General features: G+C 59.1%; 14 protein-coding genes. 9 read left to right on the forward strand and 5 right to left on the reverse strand.

Going from position 1 to position 16022, the window contains the following annotated elements; translation table 11 throughout:
* Positions 1-114: 114 nt before the first annotated feature.
* From ACLB1Z_RS10390 to ACLB1Z_RS10405, 4 genes are read right to left on the reverse strand one after another with little or no spacing between them, the layout of a single operon-like run.
* Complete coding sequence (locus ACLB1Z_RS10390; protein ID WP_409559793.1) at positions 115-927, reverse strand: formylmethanofuran dehydrogenase subunit C; 813 nt, start codon at positions 925-927, stop codon at positions 115-117.
* Positions 927-1832: a formylmethanofuran--tetrahydromethanopterin N-formyltransferase gene (fhcD, locus tag ACLB1Z_RS10395; RefSeq protein ID WP_409559794.1), complete on the reverse strand. Its 906-nt coding sequence runs from the start codon at positions 1830-1832 to the stop codon at positions 927-929. The genes ACLB1Z_RS10390 and fhcD overlap by 1 nt, the downstream gene beginning before the upstream one ends.
* Positions 1829-3493 (reverse strand): formylmethanofuran dehydrogenase subunit A, encoded by a 1665-nt coding sequence (locus ACLB1Z_RS10400; RefSeq protein WP_409559795.1) that lies wholly within the window; start codon positions 3491-3493, stop codon positions 1829-1831. The genes fhcD and ACLB1Z_RS10400 overlap by 4 nt, the downstream gene beginning before the upstream one ends.
* A 20-nt stretch (positions 3494-3513) precedes the next feature.
* A complete protein-coding gene (locus ACLB1Z_RS10405) occupies positions 3514-4797 on the reverse strand; it encodes a formylmethanofuran dehydrogenase (RefSeq protein ID WP_409559796.1) in 1284 nt (427 codons plus the stop codon).
* Positions 4798-5020: 223 nt separating this feature from the next.
* Here ACLB1Z_RS10405 and ACLB1Z_RS10410 point away from each other — a divergent pair, with 223 nt between their 5' ends.
* The 4 genes from ACLB1Z_RS10410 to ACLB1Z_RS10425 all read left to right on the forward strand — a co-directional run bounded on the left by ACLB1Z_RS10410 (position 5021) and on the right by ACLB1Z_RS10425 (position 7779).
* Positions 5021-5566 carry an SRPBCC family protein gene (locus ACLB1Z_RS10410; protein WP_013947515.1) on the forward strand — a complete coding sequence of 182 codons (546 nt, stop codon included), beginning with the start codon at positions 5021-5023 and terminating at the stop codon, positions 5564-5566.
* Positions 5567-6529: a beta-propeller fold lactonase family protein gene (locus ACLB1Z_RS10415; RefSeq protein ID WP_409559797.1), complete on the forward strand. Its 963-nt coding sequence runs from the start codon at positions 5567-5569 to the stop codon at positions 6527-6529.
* 186 nt (positions 6530-6715) lie between these two features.
* Entirely contained in the window at positions 6716-7408 is a 693-nt protein-coding gene (locus tag ACLB1Z_RS10420; protein WP_409559798.1) for a hypothetical protein, read from the forward strand.
* Positions 7405-7779 carry a hypothetical protein gene (locus tag ACLB1Z_RS10425; protein WP_409559799.1) on the forward strand — a complete coding sequence of 125 codons (375 nt, stop codon included), beginning with the start codon at positions 7405-7407 and terminating at the stop codon, positions 7777-7779. Before ACLB1Z_RS10420 ends, ACLB1Z_RS10425 begins: the two co-directional genes overlap by 4 nt.
* Before the next feature lie 57 nt (positions 7780-7836).
* On the opposite strand, the gene ACLB1Z_RS10430 is transcribed toward ACLB1Z_RS10425, so the two are convergent.
* Entirely contained in the window at positions 7837-8805 is a 969-nt protein-coding gene (locus ACLB1Z_RS10430) for a quinoprotein relay system zinc metallohydrolase 2 (protein WP_409559800.1), read from the reverse strand.
* A 448-nt stretch (positions 8806-9253) separates the two neighbouring features.
* On the opposite strand from ACLB1Z_RS10430, the gene ACLB1Z_RS10435 reads away from it, so the two are divergent.
* The 5 genes from ACLB1Z_RS10435 (at position 9254) to ACLB1Z_RS10455 (ending at position 16004) form a co-directional block, all read left to right on the forward strand.
* Positions 9254-11074, forward strand: coding sequence for a methanol/ethanol family PQQ-dependent dehydrogenase (locus ACLB1Z_RS10435; protein ID WP_409559801.1), 1821 nt, complete (start codon positions 9254-9256; stop codon positions 11072-11074).
* A 293-nt stretch (positions 11075-11367) separates the two neighbouring features.
* Entirely contained in the window at positions 11368-12057 is a 690-nt protein-coding gene (locus ACLB1Z_RS10440; protein WP_409559802.1) for a c-type cytochrome, methanol metabolism-related, read from the forward strand.
* A gap of 180 nt (positions 12058-12237) precedes the next feature.
* A complete protein-coding gene (locus tag ACLB1Z_RS10445; protein WP_409559803.1) occupies positions 12238-13200 on the forward strand; it encodes a substrate-binding domain-containing protein in 963 nt (320 codons plus the stop codon).
* Between the two features lie 87 nt (positions 13201-13287).
* A complete protein-coding gene (locus tag ACLB1Z_RS10450) occupies positions 13288-13899 on the forward strand; it encodes a PQQ-dependent catabolism-associated CXXCW motif protein (protein WP_409559804.1) in 612 nt (203 codons plus the stop codon).
* 245 nt (positions 13900-14144) lie between these two features.
* Entirely contained in the window at positions 14145-16004 is a 1860-nt protein-coding gene (locus tag ACLB1Z_RS10455) for a monovalent cation:proton antiporter-2 (CPA2) family protein (protein WP_409559805.1), read from the forward strand.
* Positions 16005-16022 lie beyond the last annotated feature (18 nt).

Consider the following 16022-nt stretch of genomic DNA (forward strand, 5'->3'; position numbering starts at 1 on the left):
ATGAGGGCGATCATGGCGAGGTTTCCCGGGCGATGCGTCGTTGAAGCGTCATCATACTGAGACGCTACGCACCGGGAATCCGTTTCTTATGTCGGCAACCGCAAAGGCCGGCAGCTAAGCCGCAGGCAATAGGATTTCGCCCCGTCCAATCGTGGCGGTGTCACCGCCAATCTTCTGGACAAACAAGGGCATGGGCTTAGGCGCGAGATGGCCAAGCGTTTCCTTCAGATAGCGGGCGATGACGCGCAAGATCACGAGATCGTGTTTGCCGCAATCGACGAACGTCGGCAGCAGGCTTTCGACGCTCGGGCCGATCAGTGTGCCGCGGCGCATCATAAGACCGGGTTCGGCACCGAAGCCGCCTTCCGCCCACATGGTGCCGCCGATCATACGCGAACCGGCGCCAGGGCCGGTCTTGCCTTTGATGACGATAACGCCACGACGCATCTTGTCTCCGGCGCGGGCGCCAATGTTGCCTTCGATGACAACGGTACCGCCGAGCATGCCGAAACGATCGCCGGTCGCGACGCCGCCAAGATTGTCTCCGGCGTTGCCGGAAACGAGGATCATGCCGCCGGTGGAACCCGACGCCAGATAGTCACCGACATTGCCGCGAACTTCGATCTTGCCGCCGGTCATCAGGCGCGCAGCGAACGACCCGATATTGCCGATGACGCGGATCGTGCCGCTATCGAGGCCGCCGCCGACGAAATCAATCTCCGACGTTGCGCCTTCGATGGTCAAGGTGTCGCCGGCGCTGCCGGAAATATCGAATGCGTCACCTAGGGCGACGCCGCCCTTTTCGATGCCGACATTTAGCTTGCCGATCTCGTGTGCCGATAGCGCAGCGAGCTTAGATGGCGTGATGCCGTCGAGAGTGATCCGCTCCGTCGCGGGCGCCTTGAAGCGCAGCGTGAGGCCGCTCATCAGATCAGATCCTTCAGATGATAATGATGCTGTCCGAGCTTGCCGCCGTAATTGCCGGCGGTGATCCGCGTAACGCCGCGGCTGGCGCCGACATCCGTCACGGCTTTGAGACCTGCATGCATGGCGTCGGCGACGGCTTTGGACGTCAGACCGTCGATGACGATTTCGAGCACGGCGAGGGTATCAGGTGATAGCTCACTGTGTTTGACCGTGCCGCGCAGCGTCGGGCAGAACGCGTCGTTAGTCGAGGCGTGCATGCCGGCGTATTTCGCACCGACCTTCGAGCCGGAACGAACTATGCCGCCGGGGAACGGCGTGATGACGTCGTCGATCTTGGCGATCTCTTCGACGGCGTGTTCTGCCGTTTCGAGAAGGCCTTTGCGGTCGCGGCCGACGATCAACATGTTGCCGCCGCCCACAGCATCCGTCGTGACGCCAGTGTCTTCCTCGATGATAAACTCACCGTCCATGACGGGTACGCGCCAGTAGCGGCTATCGCCGAGTTTTTTAGCCGTCTGATAGCCGTCGCCGAATAAACGCGTGCCTTTTCCGAGAGGCATCGTCTTTTCGGCCTTGAGGCCCGCATAGCAAGCCGAGCCGGGGCTCGTCAGCACGCACTGGCCGATACGATTGCGGACCTGCGGGAGCAGGGCATCAGGCGAAAATCCGAAGATCAGAATGCGAACGCCGGGACGACCATCAGGCGTTTCGTCCTCCGACAGTTCCTTATCGATACCGCATTCAGCGCCGGCGCCGATAACGGAGGTGCCGAAGCCTGTCGCAACCGTCGCCGCTATTTTCGCCCACTTCATCGAGTCGGCGGTGATGATGATCCCGGTGCCGCTCATGCCGAAGGCTTCGGCGAACGTATCGTCGATCGAGATACCGTTAACGGTCTTGCTCATGCTACGCGCGCCCCGGTCGGTTGGATGATCAGCGAGCCGCGGCCACCGTTGATAATCTCGTCATCGGAGAGGCGGAAATTATCCATGCGGATCGTGTGATAATCTTCGAAGTAAGGTTTGAGAGATTTTTCGATCGAGGGATCGTACGACGGCCGCGCGACGTGCGTTGCACCGTTGACGACCTTGATGATCTTGCCGTTGCGCACGATGAGTTCGCCGTTCTTGAACAGCAATTCGGGTGTCGTGAACATTGCTTCGCGATCCGGATTGTCATCATAGACCGTGATGTCGGCCCAGGCGCCGACGCCGAGGTGACCGCGATCCTTCAGGCCGAGGCTGCGTGCCGGGCCGGCGCGCGTCATGATCGCGATCTCGTAGAGCGAATATTCGCGATCGAGCGAGGCCAGCGTCGAATACTTCAGCGCGTCCGGGTTGATCTTCTGCATCATGTCGTTGCGGAAGGCTTTGTCCATCAGCAAGCGGATGAGGTGCGGATACCAGGTGAATGGGCCGCCGTTCGGATGGTCGGTCGTGAGGAAGAGACGCCACGGATCGTTGACCAGCAGGAACAGCTCCAGACCGATCGCCCACTGCAGCGCGTTGACGAAGCTCTTGTCGCGATACTTGAACGGCACGACACCGCAACCGGCGTCGCACTCGATATCCATCACGACCCACTTCTTCGGGCTTGCAGAACGCGAGGTCACGAACTGGCGCATCGAGTCGCCGGAAGCCGTGCACGTCTGGCCGAACATGACCTGACCGACGTCGCACGAGACGTTCGGATTGTCGTTGATTGCTTCCGCGATGGGGGCCGCCGCCGATGAGAACTTCAGATCGCCTTCGGTTCCGTAACTGTGGAACTGAATGTGCGTGAGATGGATCGGCAGGCCTTCCGCGCCCTTGATCGTCTCAAGCGTCGTTTCATACCCGCCTGGTACACCCAGGTTGCAGCCGTGAACGTGCAGCGGATGGACGACGCCGAGTTCCTTCAGGCCGCGCGCCAACGTGACGATGATATCCCGCGGGGTGACGCCGTAGTAGACGTGCTTCTCGTTCAGGTCGAGCTTGCGCTGATTGAACTTGAAGGCGCTGATGCCGCCCGGATTGACGACCTTGACGGCGATCGCTTGTGCCGCGTGCATCGTCCAGGCGATATAATCCTTGATTGCGGAGAAGTCTTTCTTGCCTGCGACCTGGCGCAGGAAGAAGTCATCCGAGCCAAGCATGACGAAGGCGCCCTTGTCGATGATCGACGTGTCGGCCATCTCCATGTGCGCCTGGCGGGCGTTGGCGGGCAGCATCGCCGGTTCGAACGCGGCGGTGTAGCCCATTTCGGCGTAGCGATAGCCGGTCAGCATCGTCGACGGGACGGCATGGCCGACGCCCGCGCGCGTCAGATCCGTGCGTGCAACGGTGTCGTGCATATGATCTTCCGGCAGCATCATGCGGGCGATCGTCATCTTGCCGCCGCCGATGTGCGAGTGTGGGTCGATGCCGCCGGCCATGATCACTCTGCCGTGGAGCGCGTATTCATGCGCGACCTTGGCATTCGGATCCGGGGAGACGATGCGGCCATCCTCGATGAAGATATCGCGGACCTCGCCGTCGACCCCATTCGCGGGGTCGTAGACTTTGCCGCCGGTGAGCTTGATGAGCATTCGCGATCTCGGAATTGTGCCTAGAGGGCAGCTTCAATTTTTTCGAGGACGTCAGCCGCGCGCGGAAGCGTCGACTGGCGAAGTTGTCTCAACGGCAGTGAGACGACATTGTCGACGCGCACCATTGTGCCGGCGTGATCGACGCCCGGCGTGCCCACCGGAATATAGACCTTCGGTGTGCGCGACGGCTTGATGCCAGGTGCGCCGAGGAAGATCGTCGGGACGTCCGTCTCTGGCTCCGTAATGTTCGACGAGAACGACGAGAGCCACAACAGCAGATCGCCTTCTTTCGCCGCGAGCAAACGGTTTGCCGAATAGCGCTCGGGGTCATAGTCGGGTTTTCCGGACGCATATGATACGCGCAGCGGGAAGCCTGACTGCCAGCTGCATACCGCGCCGGCGGACGTTGCGCCGTCATGGCCGCCAAGGGAGAGGCCGGCGAACCGCGAGGTCAGGTTGATCTCTTTGACAAACTCGGAGATCGCCTGGACGGTGAGATCAGCATTCGGGAAGGTCAAGCTCGGCGGCGCCCAGATGATAACACCGTAGCTCGCTGCTTTACAACGCGCGAGGAGATCTTCGACGGCGGCGCGCGGCAGACCACCGATGCTATTGCCCGAGACGGTGCCGCCCTTGTTCATGGCGCGCATAGCGTCGAGAATTTCGGCGATACGATCGGGCCGAACGGGCAACGACAGAACTTCGCCGATGCGTTTGCCTTTTACTGCGGACTGGTCGAGCTGATCGCCAAGGAACACGACTGTCCGCTTCGGCGGATCGTCAGCAAACATCGAGGCTTCGTTGCACACGATGCGCTCGAAGAAGCGCGGGTGATGCTGATGGATATCGCTGCCCGCAACGATGAAGAGATCGGCGCGGTTGCGGGCTTCCGTCAGCGTCGTCAAGACCCAGCCCGTCGACTGGAGCACACGGAAATTGCGATATTGTCCATCGCTCAGCGCATGATCGACGATGCCGCCGCCTTTTTCAGCTAGGGCAATGGCCGCGCGAATGCCGTCGACGTCGGTGCCAAGGCCGCCGAAGATCGGCAGACGGCTCTCATTGATGAGGCGGGCAGCGGCAGCGACGGCTTCGTCGAGCGTAACGTCCTTGCCATCGATCTGCGGTTTCGGCTCGCTGAGCGGCCGCTCGAAACCAGCAACAGATTTTACGCAGCCGTTCTTGAGGACTTTCAGTCCATCACCGGAAGGGCCGATATCGAGATCATCGCAAAGGATGCCACAAAACGGGCAGGGGACGTTCTCAAAGTGGTTCGCGCCGTTCCTCGACTTTTCGGATTCCAAATCGAGCTCCTCATGGACCCAGAGCCTCTCGGCCGCGGGATTCGACCAAAGTACGCCGGCGCAGGTAAAACAACGCGACGCTAACGGTCAAGCACAGCGAAGGGGCAGATCGAATGCGACACATTTTGCCGTCTTTCCGTCGATGCTGAACACGCATAATGTCCGCCCGCTCGTTGTCGGGCTCAGGGCTGGGTCCCACACCAGAAATCTCCGGAGGAAATGTATGCTGAAACGCTTGGTGATCGCCGCAACGATCGTCGGACTCGCGCCGCTCTCGCTCGCTGGGGCAGCTTGGGCACATGGTCCGAGCCGCCAGAAGGTTACGGAAACAATTGAGATCAACGCGCCCGTCGACAAAGTCTGGAAAGTTGTCGGTAACTTCCAGGACATGAGCTGGCTTGGTATCGTCGCCAAGACCGAAGGCAAGGGCGGCAACGAAGTTAACGCCACGCGTACACTCACACTCAAGAACGGTGGTACGGTCGAAGAGATGCTCGACAAGTACAACCCGGAAGATCACATGTACGCCTACGAGATCACGAAGGTCGATGTGAAGGTTCTACCCGTCAACGATTACTCCTCGCACATTACGGTTGAAGCTGACGGCGCCGATAAGTCGACAGTGACGTGGTGGGGTGGTTTCTATCGCGGCTACATGCTGAACGATCCGCCGCCGAACCTGACGGACGAAGTGGCGCTCAAGGCCGTGACTGACCTCTACAAGCAAGGTCTCCAGGACCTGAAGAAGAAGGTCGAGAGCGGCGGCTGAGTGCGTAAAAATGCACATAAATTGCGCCTTTTGAAGCTTGGGCAAGGCCTGATCGCGGTATGCGCGATGGCCTTGCCTGCGTCGGCGCACGAAGCACTGTTGACGGATCAGACGTCCGATACGCTGTCCTTTGTCGATCTCGATACGATGAAGGAAACGGCGCGGCTGACTGTGACCGGCAAGCCTGCCGGCATCGCGCTTTCTCCCGATAAGGCGACGGCTTACATCACTGCGCCCGACAGCAAGGAGCTGATCGAGGTCGATGCCGTTGCGCGCAAGGTGCAGCGGCGGCTTTTCCTTGACGGCGGCCCCCTCGGGATCGCAGCCAATCCGATGCGGCCGGAGGTGTACGTCGCCGACTGGTATACGCACAAAGTTCGCATCATCGATACGCAGAGCCTGACCGTGGTTGGGGAGATCAGGGTCGGTGACTCGCCCTCCGGCCTCGCCGTGACGCCCGACGGAAAATTGCTCCTGTCTGCGGATCGCGACAGCGATGCAATTTCGATTGTTGATGTTGCGAGCCGTAAGGTGCTGGCATCAATTCCGGTCGGCAAGCGTCCTTTCGGCATTACGATCGACGCGCGTGGCGAGCGTGCCTATACCGCGAACGTGAAGAGCGACGACGCAACCGTCATTGATATTGCAGCGCGGAAAGTCGTTGGCAGCGTCAAGACAGGACGCCGTCCTTATGCTGTGGCGCTCGCACAGGGGAAAGGGTTCGTTACGGACCAATACGGAGGGACGGTTACGGTTTTCGATCTGGCAACGCTCGCTCCGGTCAAGCGGATCGACACGTGCGATCATGCGGAAGGGATTGAAGCCGATCCCGGCGAAAAAAATGTTTACGTCTCATGCTGGGGCGAAGACGTTTTGCTTCGTATCGATCCCGTGAAGCTCGCCGTTACGGGGAGGGCAGCCGTCGCTGACGGGCCGCGCGCCTTCGGTAAGTTTCTTCGTTAAATTTTGCAGGGTTACCGGCTTGTAAGTTGTGAGTTGCCGTTCTTCCGGCAACTTTCAGGATGTTTTGCAACCCGGCAAGCGGCCCTGCGGTGTTTGGCAGATTTCTCTCAATCTCTGTTCAAGCGATCCATGTCCCGCTAAATAGCCGGGAAAAATTACCTAGACGATCTAGGAGGATCGCCCTTTATGTCAAAGTTTTCATTCCGTTATGCCGGTCTGGCAGCTCTTGCGGTAATGTGCATGGCGTCGGCCAGCCTATCGGCGGAGGAAACTCCAAAGCCGGCCGACATTCTGTTCGAACGGCCTCACATTGCGTCCGTCGCGCCGGGTACGAACCTCGTCTACAAGTTCGAGCGCACGCCATCGGATCCAAAGGCCTTGGGGCCCGGCTTTTCCGATAACATTACGCTGACGGTCGAGAGCGATGGCGCACCGGGCAAAAAGAACGTTCGGCTGCAGATCTATTCGGGTGACCGCGCGAGAGATCCGCAAGAAATCACCGACATGGACGGCAATCCGATGCTCGTCGTCTATCTCGACGATGCGGTGGCGCATTTCAGGCTTCTTGCCGGTGGCGACGGCGCCTATCTCAAGAACATGTTCAAGAAGAGCTTGGCGCAGGACGCGAAGATTGCGCCGGTAAAGATCGACTACAAAGGGCAATCCATCGATGGTTATCGCGTGAGCCTCACGCCCTATATCAACGATCCGGCGAAGGCACGGATGAACGGCTTCGAGGGCTCAGTATTCACGATTGCGCTATCGGACAAGATCCCGGGCTATTTTGCGAAGATGGTTTCGGACTATACGAACAACGACAAAAAAGGTCCGTCGCTCAAAGAGACGTTGACCCTTGATGGTGTAGGAGACGTCAAATGAAAAGCCGTCTTGTGAATGCCGGCGCGAGCGGTTTTCTCGCGATTGCGGCGATTCTCGTTCCAGGTTTCACGACGCATTTGTGGGCGCAGGAATTGCCGGCCAACGACTATCCGACTGTTGCGCGCGCCGACTATGTTTACGCGTGTATGGCCGTAAATGGCCAGACGCGGCCGATGCTCGAAAAGTGCTCGTGCTCGATCGACGAGATCGCAAACATTCTGCCTTATGCGCAGTATGAAGAAGCCGAGACGCTCATCTCCGTCGGCCTGAAGGGTGGGGAGAACGTCGCGTGGACCCACGCGCCGGAATTCCAGGAAAAGGTCAAAAACCTGCGCCGCGCGCAGGTTGAAGGCGAATTGCGCTGCTTTTGATGTTTGTGCCCGGCGACGCCCCAAAGGGGAACCGGCCGCCGGGCACGGCATCGTCTTTTATTCCCACTCAAGCTCGGTGTAGGCCGCTGTGACGTTGCGCGGATTGTGCTCGTCGAAGAGGGCCCATTTATCGCGCTCGGACTGAGCCGCAGTCGCGACGGCCTGTTCGAGCGTTTTTCCGTCCTTGATCATCTTGCGGACGTCGGTTGCCAAGACTGTCAGGTAGCGCTGCACGGGCAGGATGGCGTCAGGCCAAGTCATGGACTTTGGCCCATGGCCTGGGACGGCGCGCTCGGCCTTTTCCTGCATCAGTTCGGGAATGAGCTTGAGCCAGCCGACGATCGAGCCATCGAGCGTCGGAATGTGCCCCGAGAACAAGAGATCGCCTAAAAAGAACGTCCCGGTCGGTTGGTCGTGGATCGTCAAGTCATTGTCGGTGTGAGCTGTCGGCCGGGCCTTGAGCGTCAGGACACGCCTGCCAAGGTCGAGTTCGAGAGTGTCTTTGACGAGCACCGTCGGCGGGATGATTTCGGTGCCTTTAAAGGCGGCTTCGCCGAGGCGCTCGCGGGCATTCGCCAGATAGCTTTCCTTACGCGCGTAAAGTGCGGCGGGAAGCTTGTAATGGCCCACGAATTCCAGGTTTGGCGCCTTGAAGGCGGCATTGCCCATGACGTGATCGGGATGCATGTGCGTGTTGATCACGTAGCGAATGGGCTTGTCCGTGATCTGCTTGATGGCGGCGTGGAGATCGCTTCCCATAGCGAATGATCCACTGGTGTCGATGACGGCAGCCGCCTCCGAGCCGACGATACAACACGGATTGGAAATGTCGCCCCGGTTGGCCTTGTTCACGAGCTGGTATTTGCCGACGTGAACGAAAATTCCTGGAGCGATTTCAAGAACTCCGATCCGTTCAGCCTCGGCGCGCGAGATCTGGGGCAGGAGTGGCAGCAGTGCTGTCAGCGCAGCGCCTCGGAGAAAGTCTTTTCGGGAAGGTTTTCCAACGATGAAGGGATAATCGGTCATGCATGCGAGCCAATTGATTACAGCTCCTAGTATGCGCCTCTTTCCGCGGCATTTGAATTTACGCCCTTCACGAAAGCGCGAGTTTTTGTGATCGGACGCCGCGATTTTCACATTCGGGAACAATTAGACGTGCAGCGCACCATTTTTGCTGCGACGCAATTTTCCCCCATAAATACAGGGGTTTTTTGGGTCAGAAGGGTTGTCCTAATTTGCCGCACGAGAATGATCGTCGCACTTCGTGTTGCGGCTTGAAAAAAAAAGTGTCTACATGCCCCCCGTTCACGCGGACTACCGGTTTCTACACGGTTTCGTGAAGAACTCCTGCTCCGGCCGGGCAAAGACGGGAAAAAATCCCGCAAAACCTGAGATCGGATTTGGGAGATATCGGCAGTTCGCGGGATCGACTTGCAAGCGTGGCAAGACATTTGTCTTAAACGGAGGAAGCGCGATGCGCAAAAGTGCATTCGCATGCGGTTTGTTGGCAACTGCCGCATTCTCGGCGTCCGCATGGGCGAACGAGAATGTGATCAAGTTGTCCAGCGATCCGAACAACTGGGCAATTCAGTCCGGTGACTATGCTGGTACCCGCTACTCAAAGCTGGACCAGATCACGACCGAAAACGTCGGTCAGCTGAAAGTGGCTTGGACGTTCTCGACGGGCGTTCTTCGCGGCCATGAAGGCGGCCCGCTCGTGATCGGCGACGTGATGTACCTTCACTCGGCGTTCCCGAACATCGTCTACGCTCTGAACCTCGCTGACGAGCAGAAGATCATCTGGAAGTACACGCCGAAGCAGGATCCGTCCGTTATCCCCGTCATGTGCTGCGACACGGTCAACCGTGGCGTGCAGTATGCCGAAGGCAAGATCTTCCTCCATCAGGCCGATACCGCTCTCGTCGCTCTCGACGCGAAGACGGGTAAGGAACTGTGGAAGGTCGTTGACGGCGATCCGAAGAAGGGCGAAACGGGCACGGGTGCTCCGCTCGTCACGAAGGACAAGGTGATCATCGGTATCTCGGGCGCCGAATTCGGCGTTCGCTGCCACGTCACCGCCTACGACATCAACACCGGTAAAAAGGTGTGGCGCGCCTACTCGATGGGTCCTGACTCCGACATCCTCGTCGATCCGGAGAAGACCATGTCGCTCGGCAAGCCGGTCGGCAAGGACTCCTCGCTCAAGACCTGGAACGGCGATCAGTGGAAGATCGGCGGCGGTTCGACCTGGGGCTACATGGCCTTCGATCCGGACCTCAACCTGATCTACTACGGAACGGGTAACCCCTCGACCTGGAACCCCGCTCAGCGTGCGGGACCGGATGGCAAGCCGATCGACCAGAAGTGGTCGATGACGATGTTCGCTCGCGACGTCGACACCGGTATCGCCAAGTGGGCCTACCAGATGACACCGTTCGACGAGTGGGACTATGACGGCATCAACGAGCCGATCCTGGCCACCCTCGACATCAAGGGTCAGGAGCGCAAGGTTGCGGTTCACTTCGACCGTAACGGCTTCGGCTATACCTGGGATCGCGTGACGGGTGAACCGCTCGTTGCCGAGAAGTATGATCCGATCGTCAACTGGGCGACCGGCATCGATCTCGACAAGTCGAGCCCGAACTATGGCCGTCCGATCCGTGTGGCGAAGTACTCGACGTTCAAGAACGGCGCGGACTTCAACACAAAGGGCATCTGCCCTGCGGCTCTCGGTTCTAAGGACCAGCAGCCAGCGGCGTTCTCGCCTCTGACCAAGCTGTTCTACGTGCCGACGAACCACGTCTGCATGGACTACGAACCGTTCAAGGTCTCGTACACGGCTGGTCAGCCTTACGTCGGCGCCACGCTTTCGATGTTCCCTGGCCCGGATAAGCCGGAGCGTATGGGTAACTTCATCGCTTGGGACGCAACGAAGGGTAAGATCGTCTGGTCGAAGCCTGAGCAGTTCTCGGTGTGGTCAGGTGCTCTGACGACAGCCGGCGGCGTTGCCTTCTACGGCACGCTCGAAGGCTACTTCAAAGCCGTCGACCAGAAGACCGGCAAGGAACTGTTCAAGTTCAAGACACCGTCGGGCATCATCGGCAACGCCATGACCTATGAGCAGGGTGGCAAGCAGTACGTAGCCGTGTTCTCGGGCGTTGGTGGCTGGGCCGGTATCGGTCTTGCCGCTGGCTTGACGAACCCGACCGACGGTCTCGGTGCCGTTGGTGGCTACGCTGGCCTCTCGGAGTACACGAACCTCGGTGGCTCGCTCACCGTGTTCGCTCTCCCATAGGCTCGAGCCTAGACATACAGGAGCCGGTGCGGGGCAACCCGTGCCGGCTCTTTGCCGTGAAAATTGCGCCGAATTAATGCAGTGGCCGAAAAAACATCTTTCAAGAAAATGGCACAATCTGCTACGAGGGCGACAATTTGTAATAGTCTAACAGGCAAGTTTGCGCAGGTATTTATCCTGCGCACTGTTCTATCGGACAGCAACAAGGGGTCCGTTCGGAAAAAGGGCTCCATAAAAAAAGACCAATGGGCGGTGGCGACCCACGCAATTCAATCCAGGAGAAGAGGATCCTCGTGAACAAGTTGATTAAGACACTTGCAGTCGCATTGATGACGTTCGGGGCTGCAGGCGCTGCCGCTGCGAAGGAGCAGACGAAGACTGACGAAGCACACGCGGCGGCTCCCGCTGCGAAGCTGATGCAAGTTGCGGAAGATGCCGCTCCCAATCCGGACGATCCGAACGCCCCGCCTCCGGGCTCGCGCAAGCCCGATGGCGATGCCGTCTATCCGAACCCTGTCAGTGAACTGGCGAAGAAGGATGGCATCAAATTCGAAGACGGCCGTTATCGCAACAAAGACGGCGATCCTATGCCGGTCGTGACGAAAGACTACATGGTGGACTGGGGTACCTGGAACGGCTTCCGTCGCTATCACGACGCCTGCCACGTTTGCCACGGTCCGAACGCGCTAGGCAGCACGTTCGCTCCGGCTCTCGCCGATTCGCTGAAGACGATGGATTACAACACCTTCATTGCGACCGTTTCGAGTGGCCGAAAGGTGAACCGCGGTGGCACAGAGTTCGTCATGCCGTCGTTCGGCGAAGATAAGAACATCATGTGCTACATCGACGATATCTATACCTACATCAAAGCCCGTTCCTACTACGCAACCGATCCGAAGACTGGTCTCCCTCCGGGTCGCCCGAATGGCCGTGAAGACATCTCGCCGGAAGCCAAGAAAGCTGCCGACGACTGCACCGGCTGAGGTCTGGAAGTTTTTCCCGACCTTCTCATATGAGAAGCCTGCCTCGCGCGTCGGTGTCGCGTGATGCAGCCCAGGACTATCGGCATTCAATGGATCGGGGGCGGGTCGCAAGCGCGACGTGCCCCCAGTCCATATCAAGGGCCGCGACGTTCACGCCGCCATAACAAAAAGGTTACTCACGTGAGGAAACAAGCGCTCAAGATTTCGAACTTATCAGCGCCGACTTTGGCGCTCGGAGTGATCGCGACGACAGTGTCGATGATCTTTGCATTCGCAGGCGCGGCGCAGGCCGCTGAAACTCCCAAGGCCGATCTCGTCAATCGCAAAGAGCTTCGCGTTTGCGCCGACCCGGCCGATCTTCCCTTTTCGAACCAGAAAGGCGAGGGCTTCGAAAACAAGATCGCAAACATTATCGGCGACGAACTGAAACTTCCTGTCGTTTATACGTGGTTCCCTAAGGCAACGGGCTTCGTTCGCATGACGCTCAACGCCAAGCGCTGCGATCTGGTGATCGGGTGGGGGCAAGGCGACGACATGGTGCTCAACACCAACGCCATTTATCGTTCGACCTCGGCGCTCATTTACAAGAAGGGGACCGGCCTCGACGGCGTTGAATCGCTCAGCGATCCGCGCCTTCAGGGAAAGCGCATCGGCATGCAGCAGGGCTCGGCCGGCGCTACGCTCGCAGCGAAATACGGACTGATGGCCAACGTCCACGGCTATCCGATGATCGTCGATCGCCGCTATGAAAACCCGGCTGAAGACATGATGAATGATATCCGTAAGGGTGACATTGCAGCCGGTATTCTGTGGGGACCGATGGCAGCCTATTGGGCGAAGCGCGACGGTGAGCCGCTGGTTGTCGTTCCCCTCGTCAAAGACAACGGAGCTGCACGTATCGCGTTCCGCATCACGATGGGTGTACGTAACGGAGACGACAACTGGAAGCGGCGACTCAATGAGGTAATCCGCAAGCGTCGCGCCGACATCGACAAGGTGCTGCTCGACTACGGCGTGCCATTGCTTGTCGATGATGATACATCGACCGAGATGGTCACCAAGCCGCGACAGTCGGAAACCGATCTGCCGGCGCCGTCGAATGCGGCCGCGACGACACCTGCACCAGCGGCTGCTACGCCCTAAGCAAAAACGCATTAGTGATATCGGCCCCGCTCATCGTTTGGCGACGGTGCGGGGCCTATTCTTTGGGCTGCCATTGGAGATCCGCGGATGCCGCTGAAATCGGCCTTGCCAAAGTTTCTGGCGGCGGTGATCGCGGCATCAAGTACGTTAGGCTGCCTTGCCCTCGTCTCCGTTGATCGCGCGTTGGCCGAAGACGTTTCCGGGCCGTCGCCCGTCGGCCCGCCGCCGCCCGAACCGAATAGCTATCGCACCGACAAATATCGGTCGCCGGTGCCGTTGACGCTGAAGGGCGCTACGGTGCTATCAAGCAGCCAGGCCATGAAAGTCTGGTCAGAGGGCCACGCGGTGTTTATCGACGTTTATCCGCATCCGCCGAAGCCCGCAGGGCTGCCGCCCGGTACGATCTGGCGGGAGACTACGCACATGACCATCGAAAATGCGGTCTGGCTGCCGAACGTCGGCTATGGGGCGCTGTCGTCCGGGTATGAGAATTATTTCAAGCACAATCTGGAAAAGCTCACAGCCGGGGACAAGGCAAAACCGCTGGTCTTTTTCTGTCTCCGAAACTGCTGGATGAGCTGGAATGCCGCGAAACGGGCGCTGAGCTTTGGTTATACCAATGTCTCATGGTTTCGCGATGGTACTGACGGTTGGCAAGAGATCGGTGGCCTCGTCGTCGATGCGCACCCGCTGCCTTAGAATTTCGGATTGAAATCTCTGGATTCATCACCGGCAGATTTCCTTCGGCGATAGCCAATAATCCATTGACTTCACTGTGTCGCACCTGCTGCGAGACAAGACGTGAAATTCTGCGCGCGTCAGTCAGTCCACGTTCATTGGTGGTCCAGATTTGGGTTGTCATACAACGGTGCGGGGTGGCGTATTGGAGATCTCTGCTTAAATTGCCTTGAGCGTGCGAGGGCGCCGCGACAACGGGGGACGATGTGACACTGAATGAACTGGCAGTCTTGTTGGCCGCGTTGGCGCTTGCTGCTCCGCTTGCACGGTGGCTCGGTATAGCCGCTGTGCTTGGCTATTTGGTTGCCGGCGTCATTCTCGGTCCTTACGGAATTGGGCGCATGTTTTCCGTGCAGGACGCCGAGCAGGTTCTGCACTTCGCCGAATTCGGCGTCGTTCTATTGCTTTTCCTAATCGGTCTGGAGCTTCGTCCGCGGCGACTATGGGCCATGCGTCAGGCCATCTTCGGGCTCGGAACGCTGCAGGTCGCCATTACAGGCCTTGCGCTGGCCTGCGTCGGCATTTTCTTCCTCGGCAGCGAATGGCAGCCGTCGCTGTTTGCTGGGACGGCGCTGGCGCTGTCTTCGACGGCATTCGCACTTCAGGTGATGGAAGAGAACGGCGAGCTCTCGACCCGGCACGGCCGTTTAGGGTTCTCCATCCTGTTGTTTCAGGATATCGCGGCCATTCCGCTGATCGCTTTGGCGCCGTACTTCGCCGTGTCGGCAGTCAAGACCCATACTGGGATCGATTATTTTGCGCTCGCGAAGGGCTTGGGAACGATCGTTCTGGTCGTGGTCGTAGGTCGTTATGTTCTCGATGCGTTGCTGCGCCTCGTGGCCCTGTCGCGGGTCAAGGAAGCGATGACCGCTGCAGCGCTGCTGACGGTCGTCGGCATTACGCTGATCATGGAAGCTGTGGGGCTTTCAGCCTCTCTTGGCGCTTTCATCGCTGGCGCGCTGCTCGCAGAGAGTAGCTATCGACATGAGCTTGAAGCCGACATTGCGCCGTTCGAGGGCTTGCTGCTTGGTATCTTCTTCACCGCGATCGGCATGTCGCTCAATCTCGGGCTGCTGATTTCGGCGCCGGCACTGATCATATCGGCAACTCTCACCCTGATCGTGGTCAAGTCGGTCATTCTGTATCTGCTCGGACGCTGGCAGGGGCTTGACTCGGGACCGGCGCGACGGCTCGCGTTCGCGCTTTCGCAAGGCGGTGAATTCGCATTCGTTTTGCTGTCGGTTGGACAAGCGGCGGGTGTGCTAGGCAGTGGGTCGTCGCAGATCATGGCGGTCATCGTAACGCTGTCGATGGCGATGACACCGCTGTTGCTGGGCGTCGATCGGCTATTTTCGAAGAAGTCGAAGGTCGAGATGCGGGCATTCGATCCGCTGCCTGACAACGATGGGCATGTGGTGATTGCCGGCTTCGGCCGGTTCGGCCAGATCGTGGCCCGCGTGTTGCGCGCCAAAGGCGTGCCGTTTACGGCGCTGGACATCAGTGTCGAGCAGGTGGATTTCGTCAAACGGTTCGGCAACAAGGCCTTCTATGGCGATGCAAGTCGACCGGAGGTTCTGGAGGCTGCGCAAACTGACAAGGCGAAAGCCTTTGTGTTGGCTATCGACGACGTGGAAGCGTCGATGCGTGCGGCGGAAATCGTCAAGACGCATTATCCGCATGTGCCGATCTATGCGCGGGCGCGCGATCGCATGCATGCCTACAGGCTGCTCGATCTCGGCGTTGCTGCGATGCGGCGCGAGACGTTTCTGGCATCTCTCGATCTCACGAGGACGCTGATGCTTGGTCTCGGGTATTCAGAGCGTGTGGCGAACCGCACCGTGCAGACGTTTCGCGACCATGACGAGCGGCGTCTGAACGAGGATTACAAGCTTGCGACCGATGTCGAGAAGCTCTTGGAACGGGCTCGGACGTCTCAGGCTATGCTCGAAAAGCTCTTCCGCGAAGACGAGGTCGAGGAGGCCAAGCTGGCGCAGGCTGAGAAGGCCCAACGCGACGCCAAGGGCCAGCGGGAGAGCAAGGTCAAGGCGGGCGGTATCGCGTCCTGAGCGTGACACTTGGTCCGT

The organism is Hyphomicrobium sp. MC8b (genome assembly GCF_905067615.1).
GTDB lineage: Bacteria > Pseudomonadota > Alphaproteobacteria > Rhizobiales > Hyphomicrobiaceae > Hyphomicrobium_B.

What these genes read in the sequence shown, in the direction of transcription:
- ACLB1Z_RS10420 (WP_409559798.1), top strand. Translation starts at nt 6,716, where the DNA reads ATGTCAAAGTTTTCATTCCGTTATGCCGGTCTGGCAGCTCTTGCGGTA.
- ACLB1Z_RS10435 (WP_409559801.1), top strand. Translation starts at nt 9,254, where the DNA reads ATGCGCAAAAGTGCATTCGCATGCGGTTTGTTGGCAACTGCCGCATTC.
- ACLB1Z_RS10430 (WP_409559800.1), bottom strand. Translation starts at nt 8,805, where the DNA reads ATGACCGATTATCCCTTCATCGTTGGAAAACCTTCCCGAAAAGACTTT.
- ACLB1Z_RS10410 (WP_013947515.1), top strand. Translation starts at nt 5,021, where the DNA reads ATGCTGAAACGCTTGGTGATCGCCGCAACGATCGTCGGACTCGCGCCG.
- ACLB1Z_RS10390 (WP_409559793.1), bottom strand. Translation starts at nt 927, where the DNA reads ATGAGCGGCCTCACGCTGCGCTTCAAGGCGCCCGCGACGGAGCGGATC.
- ACLB1Z_RS10450 (WP_409559804.1), top strand. Translation starts at nt 13,288, where the DNA reads ATGCCGCTGAAATCGGCCTTGCCAAAGTTTCTGGCGGCGGTGATCGCG.
- fhcD (WP_409559794.1), bottom strand. Translation starts at nt 1,832, where the DNA reads ATGAGCAAGACCGTTAACGGTATCTCGATCGACGATACGTTCGCCGAA.
- ACLB1Z_RS10425 (WP_409559799.1), top strand. Translation starts at nt 7,405, where the DNA reads ATGAAAAGCCGTCTTGTGAATGCCGGCGCGAGCGGTTTTCTCGCGATT.
- ACLB1Z_RS10400 (WP_409559795.1), bottom strand. Translation starts at nt 3,493, where the DNA reads ATGCTCATCAAGCTCACCGGCGGCAAAGTCTACGACCCCGCGAATGGG.